This window comes from Nocardia sp. NPDC050378, from assembly GCF_040655675.1.
GTDB classification, from domain to species: domain Bacteria; phylum Actinomycetota; class Actinomycetes; order Mycobacteriales; family Mycobacteriaceae; genus Nocardia; species Nocardia coubleae.
Genome location: NZ_JBFAKI010000020.1, coordinates 1 through 23,662, shown reverse-complemented (window position 1 = coordinate 23,662; position 23,662 = coordinate 1). Strand labels below are relative to the sequence as shown.

The following is a 23,662-nucleotide window of genomic DNA, read 5'->3' as shown; positions in this document are numbered from 1 at the left end:
AAAGACAGTAGCTTTCATTTTTGGAGGAGATATGCGAATCGACGACACCCGTCGCTGGCTGGCGCTCGGAGCGCTCGCCCTGGCGATGCTCACCATCGGGCTCGACGTCACCGTGCTGACGGTGGCCATTCCCACCCTCGCCGTCGACCTCGACGCGAATACCGCTGCGCTGCAATGGTTCAGCAGTGCTTACACGCTCGCCCTCGCCGCGTTGATGCTGCCCGCGGGCGCGCTCGGCGACCGCTACGGGCGCAAGAAGGTCCTGCTGTGCGCGCTCGTGCTGTTCGGCCTCGCCTCGCTGGGCTGTGCCTTCGCGACCACCGCCGGGCAGCTCATCGCCGCGCGCGTGGTGCTCGGTATCGCCGCGGCGGCGATGATGCCGCTGTCGATGGCGGTGATCCCGGTGCTGTTCACCGACCAGGGGCAACGCCAGCGCGCGCTCACGGTGTGGGTCACCTCGACCGCACTCGGGTTGCCGCTCGGCCCCGTCGTCGGTGGCTGGCTGCTGCGCAACTACTGGTGGGGTTCGGTTTTCCTCATCAATGTGCCGCTGGTCGTCCTCGGCACGCTCGCCGTTATCTTTCTCGTGCCGGAATCGCGTGGCGACAAGGCCTTTCGCATCGACCTGCCCGGTGCCGTGCTGGCAGCGCTCGGAATGCTCGGGCTCACCTACGGTTTCATCCGGATCGGCGAATACGGATGGGGTGAAGCGGCGGCCTGGGCGATGATCGTCGCGGGTCTCGGTGCGCTCGCCGCCTTCGGATGGTGGCAGCGGCGGGCCGCGCATCCGCTGATCGATACGGCGCTGTTCGCCTCGTCCGGATCCCGCTGGGGCACAGCTATTTCGCTCATGGTCAGCTTCGCCATGTTCGGCATGTTCTTCACCGTGCCGCAGTACTTCCAGGCCGTTCTCGGCGTCGACGCGCTCGGCAGCGGGTTGCGGTTGCTGCCGATGATCGGCGGGTTGGTGATCGGCAGCAGGCTGGTGGATCTGCTGTTGCCTCGCTGGGGTATCCGGGCGGTGCTCATCGCCGGGTTCCTCGTGCTCGCGGCCGGCATCGGTCTCGGCGCGCTCACCCGCGTCGACAGCGGTTACGGACTCACCGCCGCGTGGACGACGATCCTCGGCGCGGGCATGGGGATGGTGATGCCGGCGGCCATGGGCCTGGCGATGAGCGAACTCGACACCGCGCGATCCGGGTCGGGTTCGGCTCTGCTGCAAGCGCTTCGGCAGGCAGGCGGCACCATCGGCGTCGCCGTGCTGGGCACGGTCCTCGCCACCGTCTACCGTGCCGATCTCGGCGACCTGAACCGAGCGCCGATCTCCGACGGCGTCAACGCCGGTGTCACCGCGACCGCGCACGACCCCGTCGCGCTGGCCGAGGTGCGGCACGCTTTTGTGCTCGGCATGGACACCATGCTCGGGGTGTGTGCGGCGGGGTGCCTGCTCGCGGCCGTCCTCGTCGCGGCGGCCTTGGGGCGGCGCGACACCGTGACAGCCGGGGATGCGGCAGAATCGCTGCATGTCGGTTGAGACGTCGTTGCGCGCGCGGAAGAAGGAGCGGACCCGCCGAACCATCCGGCTCGAGGCGTTCCGCCTCTTCCGGGAGCAGGGCTACACCGAGACGACCGTCGAACAGATCGCCGCAGCCGCCGAGATCTCCCCGAGCACCTTCTTCCGCTATTTCCCCAGCAAGGAACAGCTGGTGATGGCCGACGACCAGGACCCGGTGATGATCGAGGCGCTCGCCGCGCAACCGCGCGGCCTGCACCCGCTCACGGCGGTGCGGCAAGCCACCGACGCGGTGTACGCCGCGATGTCGGCCGAGGACGCCGCGTTCGAACAGGAACGTCAGAAACTGCTGTACCACCTACCGGAACTGCGTTCGGCGATCGGACTGGAATTCCAGCGCAGTATCGAGCTGGCCGCGCAGATGCTCGCCGACTACACCGGGCGCCCGGTCGACGACTTCGAGGTGCGGGTGGCGGCGGGCGCGATGGTCGGCGCCATGCTCGGCATCGTCACCACCGGCCCGGTCGACGCGACGAAGGTCGGCCACGCCCTCGACCTGCTGCAGGACGGCCTGCCGTTCGGCGAACCGGACGACAGGCCGTGAACCGCTAGGACTTGCCGTGCTGCACGGGGCAGCCGTGCGCCAGCGGACCGAGCAGCTGGTTGTTGTCGTAGAAGTGCTCGAGCTCGACGATGCGCAGGTCCTCGGTGACGCGGGCGATGGTCACGCCGTACATCTCGATCTGCTCACCGGTGGGCTGGTGGCCCTTGTACTCACCGTCGTACTTGCCCCAGTGCCGCCAGCGGAAGCTCACCGTCGGCGGGCCCGACAGCACCTCGAGCACCTCCCAGAAGAAGCCGCCGGGGAAAGCCGTGTGGAAGATCTTGTGCGAGGACTCGAACGTCTCGTTCGCCGACTCGTAGTACGGGTTGTCGCCGATCAGGATGTTGTAGCTGCCGATCCGCGCGAATTCCTCCGCGTCCTGCCACACCCCGCCGTTGACCCGGCCGCGGTACTGCTCGGCGACCACCGACAGCCAGGTGGCGGGGTCGGCCTTGTGCGAAACCTCCATCTCGAAGACCTTCACCAGGTCCTCGACGATGGCCTCGAGCGAACCGGGCGCGTGCTCGGCGACGCGCTCGCGGGGGATCACCTCGTGGCTCAGGTGGTAATCGGGAACGTTGCCGCGCCACTGGTCGGGGGTCGCCGCGGCGATCACGGCCTCACGACCCTGCAGCCACAGCGGGGCCTCCGGCTCGGGATTCTGATCGTCGCGCGTATCAGTCACGTCCACAGTCATATTCGGTCTACCCGACCCTTTCGCAAAGCTTGAAGAACGGGTCGAACCTACCGCCGCGACTTTGCCCGCGCGCACCCTGGTCCCATTATGTGAGACGCAACGGAATTGCCAAGTATATTCTGCGCCAACGGTTTACAGACAACTACGCGGCAGGGTGGGCACGGCCGCCGAGCCGGGCCGGGGTGTCGTCGTCCATGGTCGCGAAGAATTCGCCGAGCACGTCCACGAGCTGATCCACCGAATCCGCACAGAACAGCACCGGCTGGTAATGGGTGATGTCGTAGCTGATGGTGCCCATCTGCGCCACATCGAGCGGGCGCAGCGTCGCCTGGCGGAATTCGTCGATCTCGCCGTAGGACGACAGCAAACCCGCCCCGTAACAACGGATCTGTCCGTCTTCGCGAACCACGCCGAATTCCAGCGAGAACCAGAACACGTCGGCGAGGAACTTCAGCGCGGCATCGGTCTGCAGCCGCCCGACCGCCGCGCCGACGGTCTCGTACAGACTCGCGAAGCGCGGACTCGCCAGCTGATTGGCGTGCCCGATGATCTCGTGGATCGCATCGGGTTCCGGCGTGTACAGCGGCGCCGAATGGTGGCGGATGTACTGGGTGGAGTGGAAGGTGCGGTCCGCGAACGAACCGAAGAACTCGCGCAGCGGAACCAGTCCGGCGGCGGGCACGTACCGGAAACCGGTGAGTGGATGCAGCAGCCGCGAGACGTCGTCGAGCTGGGGGATGTGGTCGCGTGGCAGGGCGAGCCGGGCGGCCGCCTCGCGCACCTCGCGGCAGGCGTACACCTCGTGCTTGCGGGCCAGCTCGGCCGAGGCGATCCGCCAGACCTGCTGCTCGTCGTCGGTGTAGTCGATGCGCGGGACGGGGTTGGCCGGCTGGTAGTCGAGGGCGAGCGCGGCGATGGCATTGCGCCTGGCGCGGTAGTGCTCGTCGCCGACGCCGGGGTGGTCGTCACTCAGGTGCACAGTGACGTCGCCGTCGCGCTCGCGCGTCACCGGCGAATACAGCTGGGCCTCGGTGAACATGCCTCAAGGCAAGCACCGCTGGCGCGTCGCGACAACACACCGGTGCGCAACTACGCAAACTGCACAGTTCGCCCGCCCGAATTCGGTAACGACGCGGTGAAACGGCGGACGCGCCGACCGCGCATCGCGCAAGATTGCGTTTGTACCCGAGGAGGATGCTTGCGAAGCCTGCGGATAGATCTCGATCAAGAACTGCTGGATGCCGCCGCCGAGATCATGGGCACGGCCGACAGCAACACCACCGTCAACGAGGCATTGCGGCGGATCGTGGTGCACGAGCGCCAGCTGCGCAACCTCGAACGGCTGATGGCCGACTCGGTGTTCAGCCCGGAACCGCACGATATCGGCACGGATTCGCCCGCAGTGGCTGAGCGGTAGCCGAACCTGTCGGTGCCCTCTGCGAGTATCGGTCCCGTCACCGATGACGTAGGGGGAAAAGTGTCGGTACCGATCGCGAATCTGCCCGTCGCCCAGCGCCCGCGTGAGCGTTTGCTCGCGCTCGGCCCACACGTGCTCACCGACACCGAATTGCTCGCGCTGCTGCTCGGTCAGGGCACGCGCGGGCAATCGGCACTCGAACTCGCCGCCCACCTGCTCGCCGAATACGGCGGCCTGGCCGAGCTCGCCGCCGCCCGCCCCGAGGAGCTGGCATCGCGGGCCGGGATCGGTCCGGCCAAGGCCGCCGCCGTCATCGCCGCGTTCCACCTCGGCACCCGTTCACGAACCAGCGAACCGGTACCGAGGCTCACCGCACCCGAGGACATCGCACGCGCCGCCGCCCCGCTGTTCGCCGGCGCCCGCGTCGAACGCCTGCTCGTCCTGATCTGCGACACCCAGAACCGCCTGCGCCACCGGATTTTCGTCGCCGAGGGCGCCATCGACCACGTCGCGGTCCCCGTCCGCGAAATCCTCAACACCGTCCTGCGCCACGACGGCCGAGCCTTCGCCGTAGTCCACAACCATCCCTCCGGCGACCCCACCCCCAGCCCCGACGACCGCCGAGCCAGCACCCTCCTGTGCCAGGCGGCGGCCACCGTCGGCCTGCGCTACCTCGACCACGTCGTCATAGCGGGCGAGAACTGGGCGACGGCCGCACCGTATCCGTGACTTCGAAACACTCCTGCCCATTCCGGTGGATGAGCTGATCCGGTGACGGGACGAACGCGGACAAAGCTGTCGGTGCCCGACTATCGGTATCGGCCGGCCGCGTCGAGGACGGCGGCGCGGTAGGAGCGGCCGAAGAGTACGGCGTGTACCAGGAGCAGAGGCAGTTGGTGGAGTGGGACCCGCTTCTGCCAGCCGGGCTCGAGTGGATGGATGTCGTTGTAGGCGGCGGTGATTCGAGGTAGGTGTGCGGCGCCGCCGAAGAGGTGGAGGGTGGACAGGTCGGTTTCGCGGTGGCCGCCGTGTGCGGCGGGGTCGATCAGCCAGGGGGTGTCGGATGGGCCCCAGAGGATGTTGCCGGGCCAGAGGTCGCCGTGGATGCGGGACGGCGGCTCGGTGGGGGCTTCGATGCGGATCGATTCGACGGCGGTGGCGTCGGCGGGATCGAGTCCGCCCGCGTCGACGGCGAGTTTCAGGAACGGGAGGATGCGGCGTTCGCGGAACCACGTCGGCCAATCGTGGCCGGGAGTGTTGTCCAGCGGCAGACTGCCGAGGAAACCGTCTGCGGGAGCACCGAATTCGGGTGCGCCCGCGTTGTGGAGGCGGGCCAGTCCCGCACCGAAACGTTCGGCGGCTGCCGTGGACGGTTCGGCGTGGTCGACCCATTCCATGAGCAGCAGGTCGTCGGACACGGCATAGACCTCGGGGATCGCCACACCACCTGCGTCCCGCAGCCAGTTCAGCCCGCGCGCTTCGGCGGCGAAGAAGCCCGGCGGGGCGGCGGCGGGAGCACCTTCGGTGGGTGCGGCCGAGATCCCGCCGGGCCAGGTTTTGAGGAACAGGTGGGTGCCGTCGTCGAGGCCGATGCGCTCGGCCACCGCGATCGACCCACCACCGACCGGGGTGGTGCGCAGGCGTTGATGCGCGAGGAAGGTCGGCAGCAGGTGCGGGTTGGCTCGCAGGTACGGCAAGTCCACGCCGCCATCTTGCCCAGCCGGGACCGCGCAGGCACACGGATCGGCGTCATCTCCGCACCCCATATTTCGTAAACGGGTATTACTAAAACCTGTTCATAAATGGGTACGCCGTGGTTTCATCGACCTGAACGTGTTCTACATCACGTTCTGGAGTCAGCCGAAGGAGACACCGTGACCAGCACCGATATCCCCGCGGGATTCGATTTCACCGATCCCGACCTGCTCGCGCAGCGCCTGCCGATCGAGGAGTTCGCGCAACTGCGGCGCACGGCGCCGGTCTGGTGGTGCGCGCAGCCCGACCGGGCGAGCGGTTTCGACGACGGCGGCTACTGGGTGGTGTCGACGCTGGCCGACATCAAGGAGATCTCGAAGAACCCCGAGGACTTCTCCTCGCACGACAACACCGCCGTCATCCGGTTCAACGAGGAAACCACCCGCGAGCAGATCGACATGCTCGCCGACATGCTCATGCTGAACATGGATCCGCCGCAGCACACCAAGATCCGGCGCATCGTGTCGAAGGGGTTCACGCCCCGCGCGGTGGAGAACCTGCGCGCCGCGCTCACCGAACGGGCCGAACGCATCGTCTGGGAGGCCAAGAAGTCCGGCCGAGGCGATTTCGTGAAGCAGGTCGCCTGCGAGCTGCCCCTGCAGGCCATCGCCGAATTGCTCGGGGTGCCGCAGGAAGACCGCATGAAGTTGTTCGACTGGACCAACCAGATGATCTCCTACGACGATCCGGAGTTCGAGGGCAATCACCACACCGCCACCGCCGAGGTGATGGGCTACGCGTGGAACATGGCCGAGCAGCGGCGTGGGTGTCCGGCCTCCGACATCGTGACCCAGCTGGTGAACGCCGATGTCGACGGCGAGCACCTCGGCTCCGACGAGTTCGCGTTCTTCGTCATCCTGCTCGCGGTGGCGGGCAACGAGACCACCCGCAACTCGATCACCCACGGCATGAAGGCCTTCGTCGACAACCCCGAGCAGTGGGAGATCTACAAGGATCAGCGGCCGCGCACCGCGCCCGACGAGATCGTGCGCTGGGCCACCCCCGTGCACGCCTTCCAGCGCACCGCCACCCGCGACCTCGAGTTGGGCGGACAGCAGATCAAGAAGGGTCAGCGACTCGGCTTGTTCTACAGCTCGGCCAATTTCGACGAGAACGCCTTCACCGACCCGTTCCGGTTCGACGTGCTGCGCAACCCCAACCCGCACGTCGGGTTCGGTGGCACCGGAACCCATTACTGTGTCGGCGCGAATCTGGCCCGCCTGGAGATCGACCTGATGTTCAATGCCATTGCCGACGCGATGCCGAACCTGCGTCAGGTCGCCGAACCGGTGCGCTTGCGCAGCGGCTGGCTCAACGGCATCAAGCGGTGGGAAGTCGAATACTCTTGAGTCCCGACAGCAGTGAGGGGGTGGCCGGTTGACGGGCAGGGCACGCGGCCGGGCGCCCGTCGTGGCCGACGCCGATATCCGGCGGGTCGCGCGGGCGCTGCTGGTCGAGCACGGCCCGGATGCGGTCACCCTGCGCGCCATCGCCCGCGAGCTCGGTGTCACCGCGCCCGCCCTGTACCGGCACTACGACTCCCGTGACGAGCTGATCGAGCGGTTGCGCGTGGAGTTCTGTGCCGACCTCGCCGACAACCTGTCGGCGGTGATCGCGGACCTGCCCGATGACGGCGCTGTGCAGTTCCTCGCGATCTGCCGGGGCTTCCGGCGGTGGGCCCTGGCCAACCCGGGGGAATTCACCCTGGTGTTCGCCTCGCCCACCTCGAGCCGTGCCATGATGCGCCGCTTCGGCGAGCCCTTCGGCCGGATCTTCCTCGCCGCCGCGGGCAGGCTGCTCGTCGGCTTCGAAATCGCCACTCCGCCAGGTGATTCCATACCGGTCGAGCTGCGTGACGATCTGATCGACTTCCAGACCGAACTGCTCGCCATGCTCTCGGATTCGGGTCAGAAGTTCCCCGCCGAGAAACTGGACCTCGGCGTGACCTATGTGATGGTGCAGACCTGGGTTCGCCTGTTCGGCCACGTCACCCTCGAGGTGTTCGGCAACTACCCCATCCCCCTCACCGAGCCGGAAGTCATGTTCGACACCATGCTCGCCGACCTGGCCCGCACCACCGGTTTCGCGTAGTCACCGCTGGGCAGGCACGCGATCCCGCGTGGCCGGTGTGAGAGCACCCGTCGCCCAGATCGCGAAGCCGATGTAGAGCAGCTGTTCCGGGATGCGCTGCCAGAGGGGAGACGCGGGTTCGCCTGCGAAGGTGACGTTTTCGACGGCCGCGTAGATATTGGCGGGCAGCAGCAGCACGAACAGCGGCACCAGTGCCCAGCCCGCGACCCGGCGCGACCGGGTGAGGACCAGGCCGACGGCCGCGAGCAGTTCCAGCACGCCGGTGAACAGCACCATGAATCCGGGGAACGGCACGAACGGGGGGACCATCGCCACCATGTCGTCGTAAGTGGGCATCACGGTGACGCTCGACGGCATGAAGTGGGCGGAACCGGTCATGATCAACATCACGGCCAGTGCGTGCGCGGCAGCCGCGGACCAAGTGGCGAACCGGCTGACGCCGAGCGCGCCCAATCCCCGGAAGCCCAGGAGCGAGACGAGAAGAACGAGGACGATCACGGCGACTCCATAGTGGATAGTTGCACTGTCTACTATGGATAGTAGCGCTATCCATTATTTCGTCAAGCCCGCCCGCGTGGTTCCACCGCGATTAATTCGGCAGCCGCGCACCGTCGTAGTAATCGACACACTCACCGCTCACCGAGGAGAAGTACCGATGAGGAAGATCACCGCCGGTCTGTTCATGTCTCTCGACGGCGTGATCGCCGACCCGCAGGACTGGCATTTCCCCTACTTCGACGACGCCATGGGCGCCGCCGTCGACGCCCAGCTCGGCAGCGCCGACACGCTGTTGCTCGGCCGCGTGACCTACGACAGCTTCGCCGGCGCCTGGCCCGGCCGGGAAGCCGAAGGCGGACCGGACGCGCCGTTCGCGAAGAAGCTCGGCGACGCGCGCAAACTGGTGGTGACCCACGAGGACCGCGATTTCACCTGGCGCAACTCCGAGCGCCTTACCGGCGAATTGACTACCGCCGCAGCCGAACTGAGAAACGGCTCGGGCGGGGATATCGCCATCAGCGGTTCGGTCTCGGTGGTGCGCCAACTCCTGGCCGCAGGCCTCCTGGACGAACTGCACCTGCTCGTCCACCCGATCGTGGTCGGCAAGGGGGAGCGGCTGTTCGAGAACGGTACGACGATTCCCCTCCGCCTCCTCTCCTCGGAGACCTTCGGAACCGGAGTACTCCACCTGGTCTACACCAAGGACGACACCGCCCCGAGCGGGTCCTACGAGGACGCGAAAACCCACCTCGCACAAGAACAATAAGCCCGGTGGCTACTCGAAGCTCGACCGCACGGAACCCTGATTCTCAGTGTGGGGCAGCATCCGCACGATTCGCCAGCCATTGCCCCCAAGTTCCGACGAGCATCGCCGCCGAGCCGAAGAACAGCACCGGCAGGCCGGGCAATAGTTCGACATCGCGCACACTGCTCGCGCTCGCGACAGCCAACGTGAGCCCGAACGAGGTGATCACCACGATGCCGAGGGTCTCGGCAACGGCCAGGCCCGCAACACACGCGCGTAGTCGGCGTGCGGGCATGTCCGCCGGGAACATCGCTCCCGCGAGGACAAGGAACGCCCCGATTCCGAGTGCCGGTACCCCCGGCACACCCCACTCGCGCAGCCCCCACAGGGATGTCGCCTCCGCCCGGTGCGAGCCGATCTTGCCGCTGAAGACAGGCAGAATCAGCAAGACGAGGAGAGTGATCAGGGCCCCGCTCCGGGCAGTGATCGCGTACCCGTTCTGACTAATTCGGATGAGTCTGGACGCCCAGAAAGAAGTCATGCATGGAGCCTAGGTGCGTGGAAGTCGCAGCTCTACAAGGCTTCTGGATTGGCACCCGTCGACCATGGGGCTGTGTCGTTGTGGGAACGACGAAGGCCGCCTCCATCGAAAGATGAAGGCGGCCTTCGTTCGAAGCCGGGTCAGCGGGCGAAGAGCAGCGCGCGCTTGACTTCCTGGATGGCCTTGGTGACCTCGATGCCGCGGGGGCACGCGTCGGTGCAGTTGAAGGTGGTGCGGCAGCGCCAGACACCTTCGACGTCGTTGAGGATGTCGAGGCGCTCGCGGGCGCCTTCGTCACGGCTGTCGAAGATGAAGCGGTGGGCGTTCACGATCGCGGCCGGGCCGAAGTAGCTGCCGTCGCTCCAGTACACGGGGCAGGAGGTCGTGCAGCAGGCGCACAGGATGCACTTGGTGGTGTCGTCGAAGCGGGCGCGGTCGTGCTGGGACTGGATGCGCTCGCGGGTCGGCTCGTTACCCGAGGTGATCAGGTACGGCTTCACGGCACGGAACGCGTCGAAGAACGGTTCCATATCGACGACGAGGTCCTTCTCCACCGGCAGGCCGCGGATCGGCTCGACGGTCATGGTGAGGGTCTTGTCGCCCTTGGGCAGCATGTCCTTCATCAGGACCTTGCAGGCCAGCCGGTTCACCCCGTTGATCCGCATCGCGTCGGAACCGCACACACCGTGGGCGCAGGAACGCCGGAAGGTGAGCGTGCCGTCCAGGTAGGACTTGATGTAGATCAGCACGTTGAGGAAGCGGTCGGTCGGCAGGACCGGCACCTGGAACGAATCCCAGTACGCGCCCTTGTCGTTCTCGGTGCTGAACCGGGCCACCTTCACGGTGACCATGACCGAGCCCTCGGGGACGGGCGCGGGCTTCTGTGTGGTCGGTTCTGCTACAGCAGTCATCAGTACTTACGCTCCATCGGCTCGTAGCGGGTCTGCACCACCGGCTTGAAGTCGAGACGGATCTCGGAGATGAGCTCCGGGCCCTCCTTGTACGCCATGGTGTGCCGCATGAAGTTCACGTCGTCGCGATCCGGGTAGTCCTCGCGGGCGTGCCCACCACGCGATTCCTTGCGGTTGAGCGCGCCGACGACGGTGACCTCGGCCAGCTCGAGCAGGAAGCCCAGCTCGACGGCCTCGAGCAGGTCGCTGTTGTAGCGCTTGCCCTTGTCCTGCACCGTGATCCGGGTGTAGCGCTCCTTGAGCGCGTGGATATCGGTGAGGGCCTGCTTGAGGGTGTCCTCGGTGCGGAACACGGCGGCGTTCATGTCCATCGTGTACTGCAGTTCGGTGCGGATGTCGGCCACGCGCTCGTTGCCGTGGTCGCTCAGGATCAGCGCCAGCCAGTCCTGCACCATCTGCGCCGGGTTCTCCGGCATCTCGACGAACTCGGTGCGCTGGGCGTACTCGGCGGCCGCGATGCCGGCGCGACGGCCGAACACGTTGATGTCGAGCAGCGAGTTGGTGCCCAGACGGTTCGCGCCGTGCACCGACACACACGCGCACTCACCGGCGGCGTAGAGGCCGGGGACCACGTCGGTGTTGTTGCGCAGCACCTCGCCACGGATGCGGGTGGGGATACCGCCCATCACGTAGTGGCAGGTCGGCATGACCGGCACGAGTTCCTTGACCGGGTCGACACCCAGGTAGGTGCGTGCGAACTCGGTGATGTCGGGCAGCTTCTCCTCGAGCACGTCCTCGCCGAGGTGGGTCACGTCGATGTAGACGTAGTCCTTGTTCGGCCCGGCGCCGCGGCCCTCGAGCACCTCGAGGACCATCGAGCGGGCGACGATGTCACGCGGCGCGAGGTCCTTGATGGTGGGGGCGTAGCGCTCCATGAAGCGCTCACCGGAGGCGTTGCGCAGGATGCCACCCTCACCACGAACCGCCTCGGAGATGAGGATGCCCAGGCCCGCGAGGCCTGTCGGGTGGAACTGGTGGAACTCCATGTCCTCGAGCGGCAGGCCCTTGCGGAACACGATCGCCATGCCGTCACCGGTCAGCGTGTGCGCGTTCGAGGTGGTCTTGTACATGCGGCCCGAGCCGCCGGTGGCGAACACGATCGACTTCGCGTGGAAGACGTGGATCTCGCCGGTGGCAAGCTCGTAGGCGACGACGCCGGTGGCGACGGGGCCACGGTCGGACTCGGTCATCACCAGGTCGAGCACGTAGAACTCGTTGAAGAACTCGACGTCGTGCTTGACGCAGTTCTGGTAGAGCGTCTGCAGGATCATGTGACCGGTGCGGTCGGCGGCATAACACGCGCGACGCACGGGCGCCTTGCCGTGGTCACGGGTGTGGCCGCCGAAACGACGCTGGTCGATCTTGCCCTCGGGCGTGCGGTTGAACGGCAGGCCCATCTTCTCCAGGTCCATGACCGCGTCGATGGCCTCCTTGGCCATGATCTCCGCGGCGTCCTGGTCGACCAGGTAGTCACCACCCTTGACGGTGTCGAAGGTGTGCCATTCCCAGTTGTCTTCTTCGACGTTGGCCAGCGCGGCGCACATGCCGCCCTGGGCCGCGCCGGTGTGGCTGCGCGTCGGGTAGAGCTTGGTCAGGACCGCGGTACGAGCCCGGGGACCGGCCTCGATCGCCGCGCGCATGCCCGCGCCACCGGCGCCGACGATGACCACGTCGTAGCGATGTTCCTGAATCGGACGGGATTCACTCATGCGAGGTGGCCTGTTCCTAACCGGTGATGTTGGGGTCGAAGGTGAAGATGACGTAGGTGCCCACGCTCATCACCAGGATCATCGAGACCACGAGGATGGTCTTGAGCCAGAACCGGGTGGAGTCCTTGCGGGAGTAGTCATCGATGACGGTGCGCAGGCCGTTGCCGCCGTGCAGCTGAGCCAGCCACAGCATGGACAGATCCCAGAACTGCCAGAACGGGCTGGACCAGCGACCGGCCACGAACGCGAAGTTCAGCCGGTTCACGCCGCCGTCGATCATCAGCATGATGAACATGTGGCCGATGACCAGCACGATCAGGAACAGGCCCGAGATGCGCATGAACAGCCACGCGTACTTCTCGAAGTTGCTGTTGGCCTTGCCACGCGGCGCGCGGGGCGCGTCCAGGCTGGCGGGGCGGTCGTAGGACTTGCCGAGGACAGGTGCGGTCATGATCAGTGCTCCGTCAGCAGGTAGAAGAACTGGCGGCCGACGCCGGCGGCGGAGACCAGGACCCAGATGGTCAGCACGACCCACAGCATCTGCTTCTGGAAGCGCGGACCCTGCGACCAGAAGTCGACGAGGATGACGCGGACGCCGTTGAGCGCGTGGAACAGCACGCAGACGACGAGGCCCATCTCCATGAGCGCGACGAGCGGGTTCTTGTACAGCTCGATCGCCTGGTCATAGGTGTCGGGGTTGACCCGAACCAGTGCCGTGTCCAGCACGTGCACGAAGAGGAAGAAGAAGATCGTGACACCGGTGATCCGGTGCAGCGCCCAGGACCACATGCCGGGGTCGCCGCGGTACAGCGTCTTCCGCTTCGGCTGGGCCGGAGCCGGAGCTTCTATCGTGGTCATAGAGTGCGGTGCCTCCAACGTCGTTGATGGACCCGGTCACAGATCCGACGCCGGCTGCGTGGAGAGGCAAATGCCCAGGTGGCTGCGCTGTGTTCTCGAGCGCTGGCCCGCCGCCGGGAACCTGAACCGATCTTCGGCTGACTCTAATCCTCTCTGTTTCGCGGAACTAATTCGGCGTGCCGTGCGTTGTGCACGAATCGGCCGAGTTAGGTTTACCTTTCTCGATGCCGAATACTGGTGTCCGAGCCCCCGCGCGGACACGTTCGGCGGTATCGGCTGGAGGTTCGCGATGTCCGAAATCGACTGGAATACCTTGCGCGACATGGCCATTCGCGTAATGGGTAGCGCGTATGCCCCGTACTCGGGTTTCCCGGTCGGTGCCGCTGCTCTCACGACGGACGGTCGAATTGTGAGCGGTTGCAATGTGGAAAATGTCTCATATGGACTAACCCTGTGTGCCGAATGCGTACTCGTCGGTAACTTATTCGGATCGGGTGGTGGTCGCCTTCTGGCGGTATCGGTGAGCGATTCCCGTGGCGAAATCCTGATGCCGTGTGGGCGGTGCAGACAGCTGCTGTTCGAGCACGGCGGAGGCGAGTTGGTTGTGGACCATGCCGAGGGGGCCAAGACGCTGAGCGAGCTGTTGCCGTACGCGTTCGGGCCCGATGATCTGGCGGCCGGGCAGCGCTGATCGCACCGGTTCAGCCGGTGACCGACCCGAACGAGGGTGATCGGGTACGCGGCGCGTCCTGATCCGAGCCGATGAAGGCGCGGCCGAGGCTCGGCGTGCGGAGTGCCGCGGCCGATGTCGCGTGCCAGACTGGCCGCATGACGGCACTGGACGCGGTATCGATCATTCGGGCCAAACGGGATGGCGGCGAGCTGTCGGACGAGCAGATCGACTGGGTGGTCGACGGGTTCACCCGGGGGATCGTGGCCGACGAACAGATGTCGTCCCTGGCGATGGCCATCCTGCTGCGTGGCATGAACCGGCGCGAGATCGCGCGCTGGACGGCGGCGATGATCGGCTCGGGGAGCCGGATGAACTTCACCGACCTGCCGCGGCCCACCGTCGACAAGCATTCGACCGGTGGCGTCGGCGACAAGATCACGCTGCCGCTGGCGCCCCTCGTGGCGGCCTGCGGCGCGGCGGTGCCGCAGCTGTCGGGACGGGGCCTCGGCCACACCGGCGGCACCCTGGACAAGCTCGAGTCGATCCCCGGCTGGCAGGCCGACATCACCGTGCCACGGATGCGTGAAGTCCTCGCCGACCCGGCGATCGGCGCGGTGATCTGCGCGGCGGGCGCCGAACTCGCTCCGGCCGACAAACGGCTCTACGCGCTGCGTGATGTGACCGGGACGGTCGAGTCGATTCCCCTGATCGCGAGCTCGATCATGAGCAAGAAGATCGCCGAAGGGACCGCGGCGCTGGTACTCGACGTGAAAGTCGGGACCGGGGCGTTCCTGAAGACCCTCGACGAGGCGCGCGAGCTGGCCGCCGTGATGGTCGAGCTCGGGCGGGATGCCGGAGTGAAGACCGTCGCGTTGCTGACCGCGATGGACACCCCGCTCGGCCGGACCGCGGGTAATGCGCTCGAGGTCGCGGAGTCGGTCGAGGTGCTGGCCGGTGGTGGACCCGCCGATGTGGTCGAACTGACGCTCACCCTCGCGCGTGAGATGGTCGCGAAGGCTGGGCTGCATGTGGATCCGGCGCAGGTGCTCGCCGACGGCCGGGCGATGGATCACTGGCGGGCGATGATCCAGGCGCAGGGCGGTGATCCGGATGCGCCGCTGCCCACGGCTCGGCACACGGAGGTCGTGCGTGCGGAGTCGGCAGGGGTCTTGATGCGCCTGGATGCGATGGGGGTGGGGCTCGCGGCATGGCAGTTGGGCGCCGGGCGTGCCCGGCAGGGCGAGAAGGTGCAGGCGGGCGCCGGGGTGGAAATGCATGCGAAGCCGGGGGATTCGGTGGTGGCGGGCCAGCCGCTGTTCACGCTGCATACGGATACGCCGGAGGCTTTCGGGGTGGCGTTGGAGTCGCTGTCGGGGGCTGTGGGGATCGAGAGTGCGCCGGAGGGAAAGCCGGGGGAGTTGGTGCTCGGGCGGGTCGGCTGAGCGGCTGGTCTGAAGACGCGGAGAGGCGGAACGGCTAACGTTTGGATATGACTGGACCGGCGCCCCTTGACCTCGCTTCGATCCGACGTGCACCCAAAGCCCTGCTGCATGACCACCTCGATGGTGGGCTGCGGCCGGAGACGGTGCTGGAGCTCGCCGCCGAGTGCGGCTACGACCAACTACCCGCGCAGGATGCCGAGAGTTTGGGGGCGTGGTTCCGGGACGCCGCCGACAGCGGGTCGCTCGAGCTGTACCTCGAGACGTTCGCCCACACCGTCGCGGTGATGCAGACGCCGGAGGGATTGCGACGGGTGGCTCGGGAATGTGCCATCGATCTGGCCGCCGACGGGGTGGTCTACGCCGAGGTGCGGTTCGCACCCGAGCAGCATCTGGAGAAGGGGCTCACCCTCGACGAAGTGGTCGAGCACACCCTTGCCGGGTTCCGGGAGGGGGAGGCGATCGCGGCGGAGCAGGGCGACATCATCCGGGTGACATGTCTGCTCACCGCCATGCGGCATGCCGCGCGGTCGCGGGAGATCGCGGAGCTCACGGTGCGCTTCCGCGACAGCGGGGTCGGTGGGTTCGACATCGCGGGGGCCGAGGCCGGGTTCCCGCCCACCCGGCACCTGGACGCCTTCGAATATCTGCGAGTCAACCACGCGCACTTCACGATTCACGCGGGGGAGGCGTTCGGGTTGCCGTCGATCCACGAGGCGCTCGCCTTCTGCGGGTGCGATCGGCTCGGGCACGGTGTGCGCATCACCGACGACATCAGCGTGCCGGGCGCCGTCGAGGACGCCCAACTCGGGATCGTCGCCGACTACGTGCGTGACATGCGGGTGCCGCTGGAACTGTGCCCGTCGTCGAACGTGCAGACCGGTGCGGTGCCCTCGCTCGACAAGCACCCCTTCGACCTGCTGGCCCGGCTGCGGTTCCGGGTCACCGTCAACACCGACAACCGGCTGATGAGCGACACCACCATGAGCCAGGAGATGCTCAAACTGGTGGAAACCTTCGGCTACGGCTGGAGCGACCTCGAACGCTTCACCATCAACGCCATGAAGTCGGCGTTCATCCCGTTCCCCGATCGTCTGAAGATCATCGACGAGATCATCAAACCGCGCTACGCGGTCCTGGTCGGATGACGAAGAAGGGTGGCACCTCGTCGGTGCCACCCTTCCCGTCTCGCTACTCGCTGACCAGCCGTGCTTCGAACGTGCGTTGCAGTTCGCGGAACTGCTGGGCCTCGGCCGTGTACGGCGGGTTCGGAGCCAGCCGGTTGGGGTCCGGGTTGAGCAGGTAGGAGACATACCAACCCAGCGGGTTCGACGCGGCAAGCGCCTGTTCCACGCTGTCGTCGTCGGCGTAATCGGCTGCGTCGGTGAACAATTCGACGGCGAGGTCGAGCTGTTCGATGTCGACGGCCTCCGGTCCCTCGGCCAGGTCCTCGACGAGACCGGTGAGCACGTAGACGTTCTCGTCGCTCACCTCCACCTCGAGTGAACCGTCGACCGCGGCGGTCTGTACGTCGCCGAAGGTCGACACCCGGGCCAGCTCGTGCTCGTGGTCGTCGGCCAGGTAGCGGGCCAGCGCGCGCTCGGAACCGAACACGGTGATGGTGCGGCCGTTGCCGAGGAAGATCGGCTCGTCGTCGAGGTAGCAGCGCAGGGTGAAGTGCTCACCGTCGGAGGTGACGATCTTGACCGGGTCGATGCCGACCTCGTGCCAGAAGGTCTCGTCCTCGTCGTCGGCGGTGAGGTCGACGCTTTCGAACTCCTCGTCCTCCTCGACCACGTCGTCGGCGTCGACCACGTTCTCCTCGGCGGCCAAGAGCTCGGCCTCGGCGACCTCGACCGCCGCGGCATCCACCTCGGGGGTGGTGACGATGCTGTCGATCGCGTCGAGCACGTCGTCCCAGCCCTTGACGATGGCGGCACCGACCTGGTCCCACAGCTCCTCGCCGTCGCGCCCGGTGAAGGTGCCGACACCGTTGGCCAGCACACCGAGTACCGGGTTGTCGTCGAAGAACGCCGTCACCACGTCGAGCTCGCACACGTCGCCGACGTTGCGGACCATGGCCAGGGTGTCCTCGAGCTCGCCGACCACCTCGCCGTCGGGTTCGCCCGCGGCCAACTCGGGCACGGAGACCAGATCGAAGGTGAAGTTGTCCTCCGGCTCCAGTTCGGCGGCCGACAGACCGGCGACCACCGCCCACGACGGATGCTCGACGAGATCGTTGTCGGTGTTGGTGCGGATGAACGCGGCCAACTCCGCAACGGACTCGAAACCGTAGAGGTCGTCCTCGTGTCCGAGGAACGCCATGTACTCGTCGTCACCGTCACGCCAGCGCGGTGCCCACAGGGTGACGAGATCGCCATCGGTCAGACCGAGCTCGATCGGGACGATGTCTCCAGAAGCCATGACGCGAAGCCTATCGAGCTTCAGCGCCGCGCACTATCCGGCCCGGGTGCTAATTCCCCGGGCGGGTGTGCAGTGCCGCCGGTGAGCGATTCGTTCAGTGTCGCAATGATGTTGGAGCGCGCCTCACCCGCGGTCTCGGTGGCCTGCCTGCACGCCGACAGGATCAGCTGCGCGGCCTCCGCCGGCGGCAGGGCGGTGATGCCCTCGTCCAGGCGCAGATCGACCAGCGCGCCGTCGCTGTTCACCTCGGCGGTGACCAGCCCGTCCTCGGTGGTGAACTTGCCGTTGACCTGCTTCAATCCGTACAGCGCCGCCTCGAGTGCCTCGAGTTTCTCGGTCACGCCCGCGACCAGGGCGTCCATCTCCGCGCTCACAGGGGCCTCATCCAGCTCGTCTGACCGGTGTCGGCGTCGTCGATGCGGTCGAGCTCGTCGACGGCCTGACGCCGGGTCGGCAGGTTCATCTTGTCGAGCAGGGCATCGGGGATGCCGGCCTGCTCGCTGTACACCTCACGCAGGCGCGCGGCGGCCGCGATGGTCGAACGCCTGGTCAGGCGAAGGATCTCATCGGCGAGCGCCTGCGCGCCGTACTGGTATTCGCTGCGCTCGAACTTGAGCGCGATCGGCAGGCCCATGCTGGTCGCACGCACCGAGATGGTGCCCGACCGGTTGGTGCTGACCGCGGTTTCCACATTGGGAACCTCGGGGATCGGGGTTTCGCTCATGAGGTAGGCCTGTAGAAGCCGTAGAACTCCATGCCACTGTTCTCCGTTCGGATCGAACTGATCGAGACCGGGTCGCCCGCCTCCACGAGCTGCCCGTTACCGACGACCATGGCGACGTGGCCGTCCCATACGGCCAGGTCACCGGGCATCAGGTCACCGGGTGACACCTGTGGGTGTCCGATGTGCTGTTCCTGGGCAAGGCGAGGCAGTTCCACCCCGGCCTCGCCGTAGGCGTACTTGGTGAGCCCACTGCAGTCGATGCCCGAGCCCGGGTCGTTGCCGCCCCACACGTACGGGGTGCCGACCGCGCCGATGGCCGAGCGCACCGCCGTGGCGGCCTCCTCGTTGGGGGCTTCGACCACGCTGCCGTCGGGCAGGGTGACCTTGACACCGGTGCCGGTGGAGCCCGTGGACGAGCCGGTGGGGGTCGAGGTCTTGCCGTTGTTGGTCGAATTGCCCGTGCTCGTCCCGCCCGAACTGCTCGAGTCGCCGCCGCCCATGGCCGTCGACAGGCCCGACGACACCGCGCTCAGCATCGAACCGCCCGCGCTCGTCGCGGTGGACAGCAGCGTGGAGGCGGCCGAGGTCGACAGGTTGGCGGTGTTGGCCAGCGGAGTGCTCGACGGTGCCGGGGTGAGTTCCTTGATGGCGGCGGTCTGGGTGCCGAGTTCGTCCTGTACCCGTCCGACCACGCCCATGCCCTGGCCGATGTGGTCGATCGCCGAGGCGACGACGGCGGTGAGGCCCGCCGGGGTGGCCAGGACCGGGCTGAGCGCGGAGACCTCGGTGAGGAAGGAGTTGACGATCCCGTCGAGTTCCTTCTGCCCGGTCTGCACATACGCGGCGGCCTGGTCGACCACGGTGGCCATCTCGTTGCCGGTGTCGGACAGGGTGGCCGAGGAGGTCTGCACGCGCAGCGCCTTCGAGGTGACCGCGTCGACGGCCAGACCGTCCCAGGCGGTGTTCACCGCGTTGATGCCGGTGCGGCCGAGCTGGTAGATCTGGTCGATCTCGGCGGAGGTGCTGCGCAGGCCGTCGGACGCGCCGCCGGTGCCGAGGACACCGCTACCGAAGCTGGACAGCAGGTCGTACAGGGGTTGAGCCAGTCCGCTGAGGTCGATCATGCGAGTTCGCCCGCTGCCGATTCGATGGCGGCGGCATTGCCCGTGTCGGTGTCGACGAGGGTGGTCGCCGCGCCTGCCGTTGCGGTGCCCATGCTGGCCATCACGGCCGAGAGCTGGGCGATCGCGGCGACGTGACCGGCCTGGGCGGCGGCGTAGGCGGTGACGAAATCCCCACCGATGAGTCCCATCACCGGGCCGAGCAGAGCCGGGTTCGACGCCACCGATGCGGCCGCCGCCGTGGCGAATTCGGTGGACATGGTTCCGGCGGTCGCACTATAGGCGACGATGCCCTCGGCATCGGCCGACATCTTTACCATCGAACTTCCCCCAATCCTCGAGTTCCCGGGCAGAGTACGTCATTCACCTGATTCGACGCACCGGCTCCGCGTTCGGTTCCCTCTTCCGCGAAATTTCCCCAGCGGACGCACCGGAAGCGCGTGGGTGACCCTATCGTTTTTTCATGCGCACCGACACCGTCGATCATCCGCTCGCCGCCACTCTGCTGAGCACGATGCGAGACGCACGCACCGACAACGCCACCTTCCGCAACGCATTGGCCGACCTCACGGGCATTTTGATGTACGAGGCCCTGCGTGACGCGCCCGTCGTCCGTGAACCGATCAACACGCCGGTAGCTGTCACCGAGGGTGTACGGCTGGCGGCCCCACCGCTGCTCGTCCCGGTGCTGCGCGCGGGTCTCGGCATGGTCTATGCCGCCGCCGATCTCGTGCCACAGGCCCGCGTCGGTTTCGTCGGCATCGCCCGAGACGAGGAAACCCACCAGCCCGTCCCGTACCTGGAATCCCTGCCGACCGACCTGACCGACCTCCCCGTCTTCGTCCTCGACCCCATGCTCGCCACCGGCGGCTCGATGATCCACACCCTGGAACTCCTCGTCGCCCGCGGCGCCACCGACATCACCGCCGTCTGCGTCGTAGCCGCCCCCGAAGGCGTTGCCGCCCTGTCCGACTCGGGCCTACCCGTCCGGCTCGTCACCGCCGTCGTCGACGAGAAACTCAACGAACACGCCTACATCGTCCCCGGCCTCGGCGACGCGGGCGACCGCCAATTCGGCCCTCGCTGAATCGGCTTACCGCCGAACGGATTTCGTGCGACCCTGCTTGACATGGGGAGTTCGGAATCGCCGCCACAGGCGTACGACTCGGTGGTGGAGTGGGTCGCGGAGTATTTCGTCGTGCTGTACGGAGACGACCTGGCCTACCGGAGGGGAGAACCGGTGCTGTGGTGCCCCGAGTGGTGGCGCCATCCCGGTGCCGCGGTGCGACTCGACGCGCTGTGGCGTGCCTGGGAGTACTACCGTGCGCGGGGCGGCCCAGGCATAAGCACATGGTTCCTCGACCATGCCGACCCGCACGTCAGACGGCTGACAGCCCCGAACGGCCCCTTCCGGCGCTGCTCGGTCGAGGATGGGCATCAGGACAGTTCGGCGCTACCTGTCGAGATGACGGAGTCTTGGGGCGATTCGATGTTCAAGCAGGGCTGAGCGCTCGGCAGAAGTGGGCGAGTTCGTCGAGGCGGGTTCTGGCGGCGGTGCGGGCGGCCGGCAGGGCCGCCAGGGCGGGGACAGGGGCGAAGACTTCCAGGTAGCACTTGAGTTTGGGTTCGGTGCCCGACGGCCGGACGACGATGCGGAAGTCGTCGGCCTCGAAGATCAGTGCGTCCGTGCGCATCCGGCCGCGGACCTGGGCCTGATCGGTGAATTCAACCGGTGTGCCCGCGATCTCGACGGGTGGGTTCGTGCGCAGGGCGGCGGCGAGGGTGGTTGCCGCGGCCTGGTCGGGTAGGCGCAGCGACACCTGATCGCCTGCGTGGAGGCCGAATTCGACCGCGTAGGAATCGAGTTCGTCGAGGAGGGTGCGGTTCCGCGCCTTCAACAGAGCGACCAGGTCTGCGGCTGCCACCGCGGCGGAGATGCCGTCCTTGTCGCGGACCTTCGACGGGTCGACGCAGTGGCCGATGGCTTCCTCGTAGGCGTACACGAGTCCGTCACCCGCACGGGCCAGCCATTTGAAGCCGGTGAGCGTCTCGGCGTAGCGGGCCGAACGAGCGGCCGCCAGCTTCGAGAGCAGGCGCGAGGAGACGATCGTGGTAGCTACCAGCGGGTCGTCGGCGGCGGTACGGAGCACGTAATCGGCGAGTAGCACACCGGTTTCGTCACCGCGCAGCATGCGCCAGCCGTCCGGCCCCGGCACGCCGACGGCACACCGGTCGGCGTCGGGATCCAGGGCGATCGCCACGTCGGCGCCCACCCGCTCGGCCAGCGCGAGCAGCAGATCGGACGCCCCCGGCTCCTCGGGATTGGGAAAGGCAACGGTGGGGAAGTCGGGGTCGGGGGCGAACTGTTCGTCCACCACGTGCACGTCGGTGAAACCCGCGGCGTGCAGCGCCCGCACGGCGAGGTCGCCGCCCACACCGTGCATGGCCGTCAAGGCGATCCGCACCTCGGCCCGCGCCCCGGGACCGCCGAGCACACCGGGCAGTTCGGCGACCCGCGCCAGGTAACGGTCGACCAGTTCGGCTCCGGACGGCGAAACAGGCGCCCGCTCAACTGGTTCGACGACCTTCTCGATGTACTGCTCGATCTCGGTATCGGCCGGTGCGATGAGCTGCGAGCCACCGTCGAGATACACCTTGTACCCGTTGTCGGCGGGCGGATTGTGCGAGGCGGTGATCTGCACGCCCGCCACCGCACCCAGCACACGCACCGCGAACGCCACCACCGGCGTCGGCACGGGCTCGGGCAAGAGGGTCACGGGAAAGCCCGCTGCCGTGAAGATCTCGGCTGTCGCGGTCGCGAATTCGGCGGAACCGTGCCTGGCGTCGCGCCCGACCACCACCGCGCCGCCGCCGAGACACCGCGCCCGCAACCAGTCGGCCAGTCCTGCGGTCGCCCGCGACACGGTGGTCACGTTCATCCCGTCCGGTCCCTCACGCAACGGGCCACGCAGGCCCGCGGTCCCGAAGCGCAGCATCTACACCCGCTCCAGGATGCCGCGCAGCAGTTTGCCGAGCCGGGGTGCGGCGGCCTGCCCCTCGGCCAGCACCTCCGCATGCGACAGATGCTGGCCGGTGACCCCGGCGGCCAGGTTGGTGACCAGCGAGATGCCGAGGACCCGCGCCCCGCGTGAGCGGGCTTCGATGGCCTCCAGCACCGTCGACATTCCGACCAGGTCGGCGCCGAGAGTGGCAAGCATGCGGATCTCGGCGGGTGTCTCGTACTGCGGCCCGAGCAGTCCGGCGTACACGCCTTCACCGAGCGAGGGGTCGAGTTCCTTTGCCAGCGTGCGCAATTCGGGGTCCCACGCGTCGACCAGGTCCACGAACCGCGCCCCCTCCAGCGGGGTGCGCGCGGTGAGGTTCAGGTGGTCGGCGATGAGGACCGGTTCACCCACCCGCAGCCCGCCCCTGATCCCGCCCGCGGCATTGGTGAGCAGCACGATCTCCGCACCGGCCGCGATCGCCGCCGACACCGGGTGCACCACCTGCTGGGGTGTGTAGCCCTCGTACAGGTGCTGACGGCCCATCAGCAGCAGCACATTGTTGTCGTCGACGGTGACCGAGTGCACCATCCCGCCGTGCCCCTGCGCGCTCGGCCTGCCGAAGCCGGGCAGTTCCGGCATGGCGATCGAGGCCTGCGGCGCACCGATCTCGGCCGCGGCCTGCTGCCACCCCGATCCGAGCACCACGGCCACGCGATGACGCGGCACTCCCGTACGTTCGGCGATAGCCTCGGCGGCCTTCTCGGCAAGCATGTGGATAGCTTATGTCCCTGGAGCGCTGGCGCGCTCGAGGTTCGCGGCCCCGCAAGTCCCGACGATCAGGTGCCGTGGCTTGCTCCTTCGTCGCCTACGCCACGGC

28 protein-coding genes are annotated in these 23,662 nt (G+C 67.4%); 12 read left to right on the top strand and 16 right to left on the bottom strand.

Features of this window, described 5'->3' with window-relative positions:
* Positions 1-31: 31 nt before the first annotated feature.
* Positions 32-1,534 (top strand): MFS transporter, encoded by a 1,503-nt coding sequence (locus AB0I35_RS28625; protein WP_357399447.1) that lies wholly within the window; start codon positions 32-34, stop codon positions 1,532-1,534.
* Positions 1,524-2,117, top strand: coding sequence for a TetR family transcriptional regulator (locus AB0I35_RS28620; RefSeq protein ID WP_357399446.1), 594 nt, complete (start codon positions 1,524-1,526; stop codon positions 2,115-2,117). The genes AB0I35_RS28625 and AB0I35_RS28620 overlap by 11 nt, the downstream gene beginning before the upstream one ends.
* Positions 2,118-2,121: 4 nt before the next feature.
* Here the strand turns inward: AB0I35_RS28620 and AB0I35_RS28615 are convergent, their stop codons facing one another.
* Together AB0I35_RS28615 and AB0I35_RS28610 are read right to left on the bottom strand one after the other, a co-directional pair.
* The gene (locus AB0I35_RS28615) at positions 2,122-2,802 is read right to left on the bottom strand and encodes an ester cyclase (RefSeq protein WP_357399445.1); all 681 of its coding nucleotides are present in this window, start codon (positions 2,800-2,802) and stop codon (positions 2,122-2,124) included.
* Positions 2,803-2,956: 154 nt separating this feature from the next.
* Positions 2,957-3,853 (bottom strand): phenylalanine 4-monooxygenase, encoded by an 897-nt coding sequence (locus tag AB0I35_RS28610; RefSeq protein ID WP_357399444.1) that lies wholly within the window; start codon positions 3,851-3,853, stop codon positions 2,957-2,959.
* A 159-nt stretch (positions 3,854-4,012) separates the two neighbouring features.
* On the opposite strand from AB0I35_RS28610, the gene AB0I35_RS28605 reads away from it, so the two are divergent.
* Both AB0I35_RS28605 and radC read left to right on the top strand, forming a co-directional pair.
* Positions 4,013-4,231, top strand: a complete 219-nt coding sequence (locus AB0I35_RS28605) for a type II toxin-antitoxin system VapB family antitoxin (protein WP_357399443.1) — start codon at positions 4,013-4,015, stop codon at positions 4,229-4,231.
* A gap of 60 nt (positions 4,232-4,291) precedes the next feature.
* Positions 4,292-4,960 (top strand): DNA repair protein RadC, encoded by a 669-nt coding sequence (radC, locus tag AB0I35_RS28600; RefSeq protein WP_357399442.1) that lies wholly within the window; start codon positions 4,292-4,294, stop codon positions 4,958-4,960.
* Positions 4,961-5,040: 80 nt separating this feature from the next.
* Here radC and AB0I35_RS28595 read toward each other — a convergent pair whose 3' ends face one another.
* Positions 5,041-5,934 (bottom strand): fructosamine kinase family protein, encoded by an 894-nt coding sequence (locus tag AB0I35_RS28595; RefSeq protein ID WP_357399441.1) that lies wholly within the window; start codon positions 5,932-5,934, stop codon positions 5,041-5,043.
* A 171-nt stretch (positions 5,935-6,105) separates the two neighbouring features.
* Here AB0I35_RS28595 and AB0I35_RS28590 point away from each other — a divergent pair, with 171 nt between their 5' ends.
* Together AB0I35_RS28590 and AB0I35_RS28585 are read left to right on the top strand one after the other, a co-directional pair.
* On the top strand, positions 6,106-7,335 hold the full coding sequence (locus AB0I35_RS28590) for a cytochrome P450 (protein ID WP_357399440.1): 1,230 nt from the start codon (positions 6,106-6,108) through the stop codon (positions 7,333-7,335).
* A 28-nt stretch (positions 7,336-7,363) separates the two neighbouring features.
* Positions 7,364-8,077, top strand: coding sequence for a TetR/AcrR family transcriptional regulator (locus AB0I35_RS28585; RefSeq protein WP_357399439.1), 714 nt, complete (start codon positions 7,364-7,366; stop codon positions 8,075-8,077).
* Here the strand turns inward: AB0I35_RS28585 and AB0I35_RS28580 are convergent, their stop codons facing one another.
* Positions 8,078-8,575: a hypothetical protein gene (locus AB0I35_RS28580; RefSeq protein ID WP_357399438.1), complete on the bottom strand. Its 498-nt coding sequence runs from the start codon at positions 8,573-8,575 to the stop codon at positions 8,078-8,080.
* 157 nt (positions 8,576-8,732) lie between these two features.
* Here AB0I35_RS28580 and AB0I35_RS28575 point away from each other — a divergent pair, with 157 nt between their 5' ends.
* A complete protein-coding gene (locus AB0I35_RS28575) occupies positions 8,733-9,341 on the top strand; it encodes a dihydrofolate reductase family protein (protein ID WP_357399437.1) in 609 nt (202 codons plus the stop codon).
* Positions 9,342-9,384: 43 nt separating this feature from the next.
* Here AB0I35_RS28575 and AB0I35_RS28570 read toward each other — a convergent pair whose 3' ends face one another.
* The 5 genes from AB0I35_RS28570 to sdhC all read right to left on the bottom strand — a co-directional run bounded on the left by AB0I35_RS28570 (position 9,385) and on the right by sdhC (position 13,399).
* A complete protein-coding gene (locus tag AB0I35_RS28570; protein WP_357399436.1) occupies positions 9,385-9,768 on the bottom strand; it encodes a hypothetical protein in 384 nt (127 codons plus the stop codon).
* Between the two features lie 233 nt (positions 9,769-10,001).
* Complete coding sequence (locus tag AB0I35_RS28565) at positions 10,002-10,772, bottom strand: succinate dehydrogenase iron-sulfur subunit (protein WP_067490793.1); 771 nt, start codon at positions 10,770-10,772, stop codon at positions 10,002-10,004.
* On the bottom strand, positions 10,772-12,541 hold the full coding sequence (gene sdhA, locus AB0I35_RS28560; RefSeq protein WP_133733979.1) for a succinate dehydrogenase flavoprotein subunit: 1,770 nt from the start codon (positions 12,539-12,541) through the stop codon (positions 10,772-10,774). The genes AB0I35_RS28565 and sdhA overlap by 1 nt, the downstream gene beginning before the upstream one ends.
* A gap of 16 nt (positions 12,542-12,557) precedes the next feature.
* The gene (locus AB0I35_RS28555) at positions 12,558-12,992 is read right to left on the bottom strand and encodes a succinate dehydrogenase hydrophobic membrane anchor subunit (protein WP_067490791.1); all 435 of its coding nucleotides are present in this window, start codon (positions 12,990-12,992) and stop codon (positions 12,558-12,560) included.
* Between the two features lie 2 nt (positions 12,993-12,994).
* On the bottom strand, positions 12,995-13,399 hold the full coding sequence (gene sdhC, locus AB0I35_RS28550; RefSeq protein WP_357399435.1) for a succinate dehydrogenase, cytochrome b556 subunit: 405 nt from the start codon (positions 13,397-13,399) through the stop codon (positions 12,995-12,997).
* 289 nt (positions 13,400-13,688) lie between these two features.
* Between sdhC and AB0I35_RS28545 the strand changes: the two genes are divergently transcribed.
* The 3 genes from AB0I35_RS28545 to AB0I35_RS28535 all read left to right on the top strand — a co-directional run bounded on the left by AB0I35_RS28545 (position 13,689) and on the right by AB0I35_RS28535 (position 16,659).
* On the top strand, positions 13,689-14,090 hold the full coding sequence (locus tag AB0I35_RS28545) for a cytidine deaminase (RefSeq protein WP_357399434.1): 402 nt from the start codon (positions 13,689-13,691) through the stop codon (positions 14,088-14,090).
* A 137-nt stretch (positions 14,091-14,227) separates the two neighbouring features.
* Positions 14,228-15,514: a thymidine phosphorylase gene (locus AB0I35_RS28540; protein WP_357399433.1), complete on the top strand. Its 1,287-nt coding sequence runs from the start codon at positions 14,228-14,230 to the stop codon at positions 15,512-15,514.
* A gap of 47 nt (positions 15,515-15,561) precedes the next feature.
* Entirely contained in the window at positions 15,562-16,659 is a 1,098-nt protein-coding gene (locus AB0I35_RS28535; RefSeq protein WP_357399432.1) for an adenosine deaminase, read from the top strand.
* Positions 16,660-16,702: 43 nt separating this feature from the next.
* Here AB0I35_RS28535 and AB0I35_RS28530 read toward each other — a convergent pair whose 3' ends face one another.
* From AB0I35_RS28530 to AB0I35_RS28510, 5 genes are read right to left on the bottom strand one after another with little or no spacing between them, the layout of a single operon-like run.
* Positions 16,703-17,935, bottom strand: a complete 1,233-nt coding sequence (locus AB0I35_RS28530; RefSeq protein WP_357399431.1) for a primosomal protein — start codon at positions 17,933-17,935, stop codon at positions 16,703-16,705.
* Positions 17,936-17,955: 20 nt separating this feature from the next.
* Complete coding sequence (locus tag AB0I35_RS28525; protein ID WP_166655760.1) at positions 17,956-18,309, bottom strand: YbaB/EbfC family nucleoid-associated protein; 354 nt, start codon at positions 18,307-18,309, stop codon at positions 17,956-17,958.
* Positions 18,306-18,659 (bottom strand): hypothetical protein, encoded by a 354-nt coding sequence (locus AB0I35_RS28520; protein ID WP_067490779.1) that lies wholly within the window; start codon positions 18,657-18,659, stop codon positions 18,306-18,308. The genes AB0I35_RS28525 and AB0I35_RS28520 overlap by 4 nt, the downstream gene beginning before the upstream one ends.
* Entirely contained in the window at positions 18,656-19,783 is a 1,128-nt protein-coding gene (locus AB0I35_RS28515; RefSeq protein ID WP_067490777.1) for a C40 family peptidase, read from the bottom strand. The genes AB0I35_RS28520 and AB0I35_RS28515 overlap by 4 nt, the downstream gene beginning before the upstream one ends.
* A complete protein-coding gene (locus AB0I35_RS28510; RefSeq protein WP_067490775.1) occupies positions 19,780-20,100 on the bottom strand; it encodes a hypothetical protein in 321 nt (106 codons plus the stop codon). The genes AB0I35_RS28515 and AB0I35_RS28510 overlap by 4 nt, the downstream gene beginning before the upstream one ends.
* A 143-nt stretch (positions 20,101-20,243) precedes the next feature.
* Here AB0I35_RS28510 and upp point away from each other — a divergent pair, with 143 nt between their 5' ends.
* Positions 20,244-20,867: a uracil phosphoribosyltransferase gene (gene upp / locus AB0I35_RS28505; protein WP_357399430.1), complete on the top strand. Its 624-nt coding sequence runs from the start codon at positions 20,244-20,246 to the stop codon at positions 20,865-20,867.
* A 42-nt stretch (positions 20,868-20,909) separates the two neighbouring features.
* On the top strand, positions 20,910-21,287 hold the full coding sequence (locus tag AB0I35_RS28500) for a DUF4913 domain-containing protein (protein ID WP_357399429.1): 378 nt from the start codon (positions 20,910-20,912) through the stop codon (positions 21,285-21,287).
* Here AB0I35_RS28500 and AB0I35_RS28495 read toward each other — a convergent pair.
* Together AB0I35_RS28495 and AB0I35_RS28490 are read right to left on the bottom strand one after the other, a co-directional pair.
* A complete protein-coding gene (locus tag AB0I35_RS28495) occupies positions 21,274-22,776 on the bottom strand; it encodes a phospho-sugar mutase (RefSeq protein WP_357399428.1) in 1,503 nt (500 codons plus the stop codon). The two genes, AB0I35_RS28500 and AB0I35_RS28495, sit on opposite strands and share 14 nt — an antisense overlap.
* A complete protein-coding gene (locus tag AB0I35_RS28490) occupies positions 22,777-23,556 on the bottom strand; it encodes a purine-nucleoside phosphorylase (protein ID WP_357399427.1) in 780 nt (259 codons plus the stop codon).
* Positions 23,557-23,662 lie beyond the last annotated feature (106 nt).

Bases quoted from the DNA above. Each gene is read 5' to 3' on its own strand.
- AB0I35_RS28495 (WP_357399428.1), bottom strand. From the start codon at position 22,776: ATGCTGCGCTTCGGGACCGCGGGCCTGCGTGGCCCGTTGCGTGAGGGA.
- AB0I35_RS28520 (WP_067490779.1), bottom strand. From the start codon at position 18,659: ATGAGCGAAACCCCGATCCCCGAGGTTCCCAATGTGGAAACCGCGGTC.
- AB0I35_RS28535 (WP_357399432.1), top strand. From the start codon at position 15,562: ATGACTGGACCGGCGCCCCTTGACCTCGCTTCGATCCGACGTGCACCC.
- AB0I35_RS28530 (WP_357399431.1), bottom strand. From the start codon at position 17,935: ATGGCTTCTGGAGACATCGTCCCGATCGAGCTCGGTCTGACCGATGGC.
- sdhC (WP_357399435.1), bottom strand. From the start codon at position 13,399: ATGACCACGATAGAAGCTCCGGCTCCGGCCCAGCCGAAGCGGAAGACG.
- AB0I35_RS28490 (WP_357399427.1), bottom strand. From the start codon at position 23,556: ATGCTTGCCGAGAAGGCCGCCGAGGCTATCGCCGAACGTACGGGAGTG.
- AB0I35_RS28610 (WP_357399444.1), bottom strand. From the start codon at position 3,853: ATGTTCACCGAGGCCCAGCTGTATTCGCCGGTGACGCGCGAGCGCGAC.
- upp (WP_357399430.1), top strand. From the start codon at position 20,244: ATGCGCACCGACACCGTCGATCATCCGCTCGCCGCCACTCTGCTGAGC.
- AB0I35_RS28565 (WP_067490793.1), bottom strand. From the start codon at position 10,772: ATGACTGCTGTAGCAGAACCGACCACACAGAAGCCCGCGCCCGTCCCC.
- sdhA (WP_133733979.1), bottom strand. From the start codon at position 12,541: ATGAGTGAATCCCGTCCGATTCAGGAACATCGCTACGACGTGGTCATC.
- AB0I35_RS28620 (WP_357399446.1), top strand. From the start codon at position 1,524: ATGTCGGTTGAGACGTCGTTGCGCGCGCGGAAGAAGGAGCGGACCCGC.
- AB0I35_RS28545 (WP_357399434.1), top strand. From the start codon at position 13,689: ATGTCCGAAATCGACTGGAATACCTTGCGCGACATGGCCATTCGCGTA.
- AB0I35_RS28625 (WP_357399447.1), top strand. From the start codon at position 32: ATGCGAATCGACGACACCCGTCGCTGGCTGGCGCTCGGAGCGCTCGCC.
- AB0I35_RS28500 (WP_357399429.1), top strand. From the start codon at position 20,910: ATGGGGAGTTCGGAATCGCCGCCACAGGCGTACGACTCGGTGGTGGAG.
- AB0I35_RS28540 (WP_357399433.1), top strand. From the start codon at position 14,228: ATGACGGCACTGGACGCGGTATCGATCATTCGGGCCAAACGGGATGGC.
- AB0I35_RS28510 (WP_067490775.1), bottom strand. From the start codon at position 20,100: ATGGTAAAGATGTCGGCCGATGCCGAGGGCATCGTCGCCTATAGTGCG.
- AB0I35_RS28515 (WP_067490777.1), bottom strand. From the start codon at position 19,783: ATGATCGACCTCAGCGGACTGGCTCAACCCCTGTACGACCTGCTGTCC.
- AB0I35_RS28575 (WP_357399437.1), top strand. From the start codon at position 8,733: ATGAGGAAGATCACCGCCGGTCTGTTCATGTCTCTCGACGGCGTGATC.
- AB0I35_RS28555 (WP_067490791.1), bottom strand. From the start codon at position 12,992: ATGACCGCACCTGTCCTCGGCAAGTCCTACGACCGCCCCGCCAGCCTG.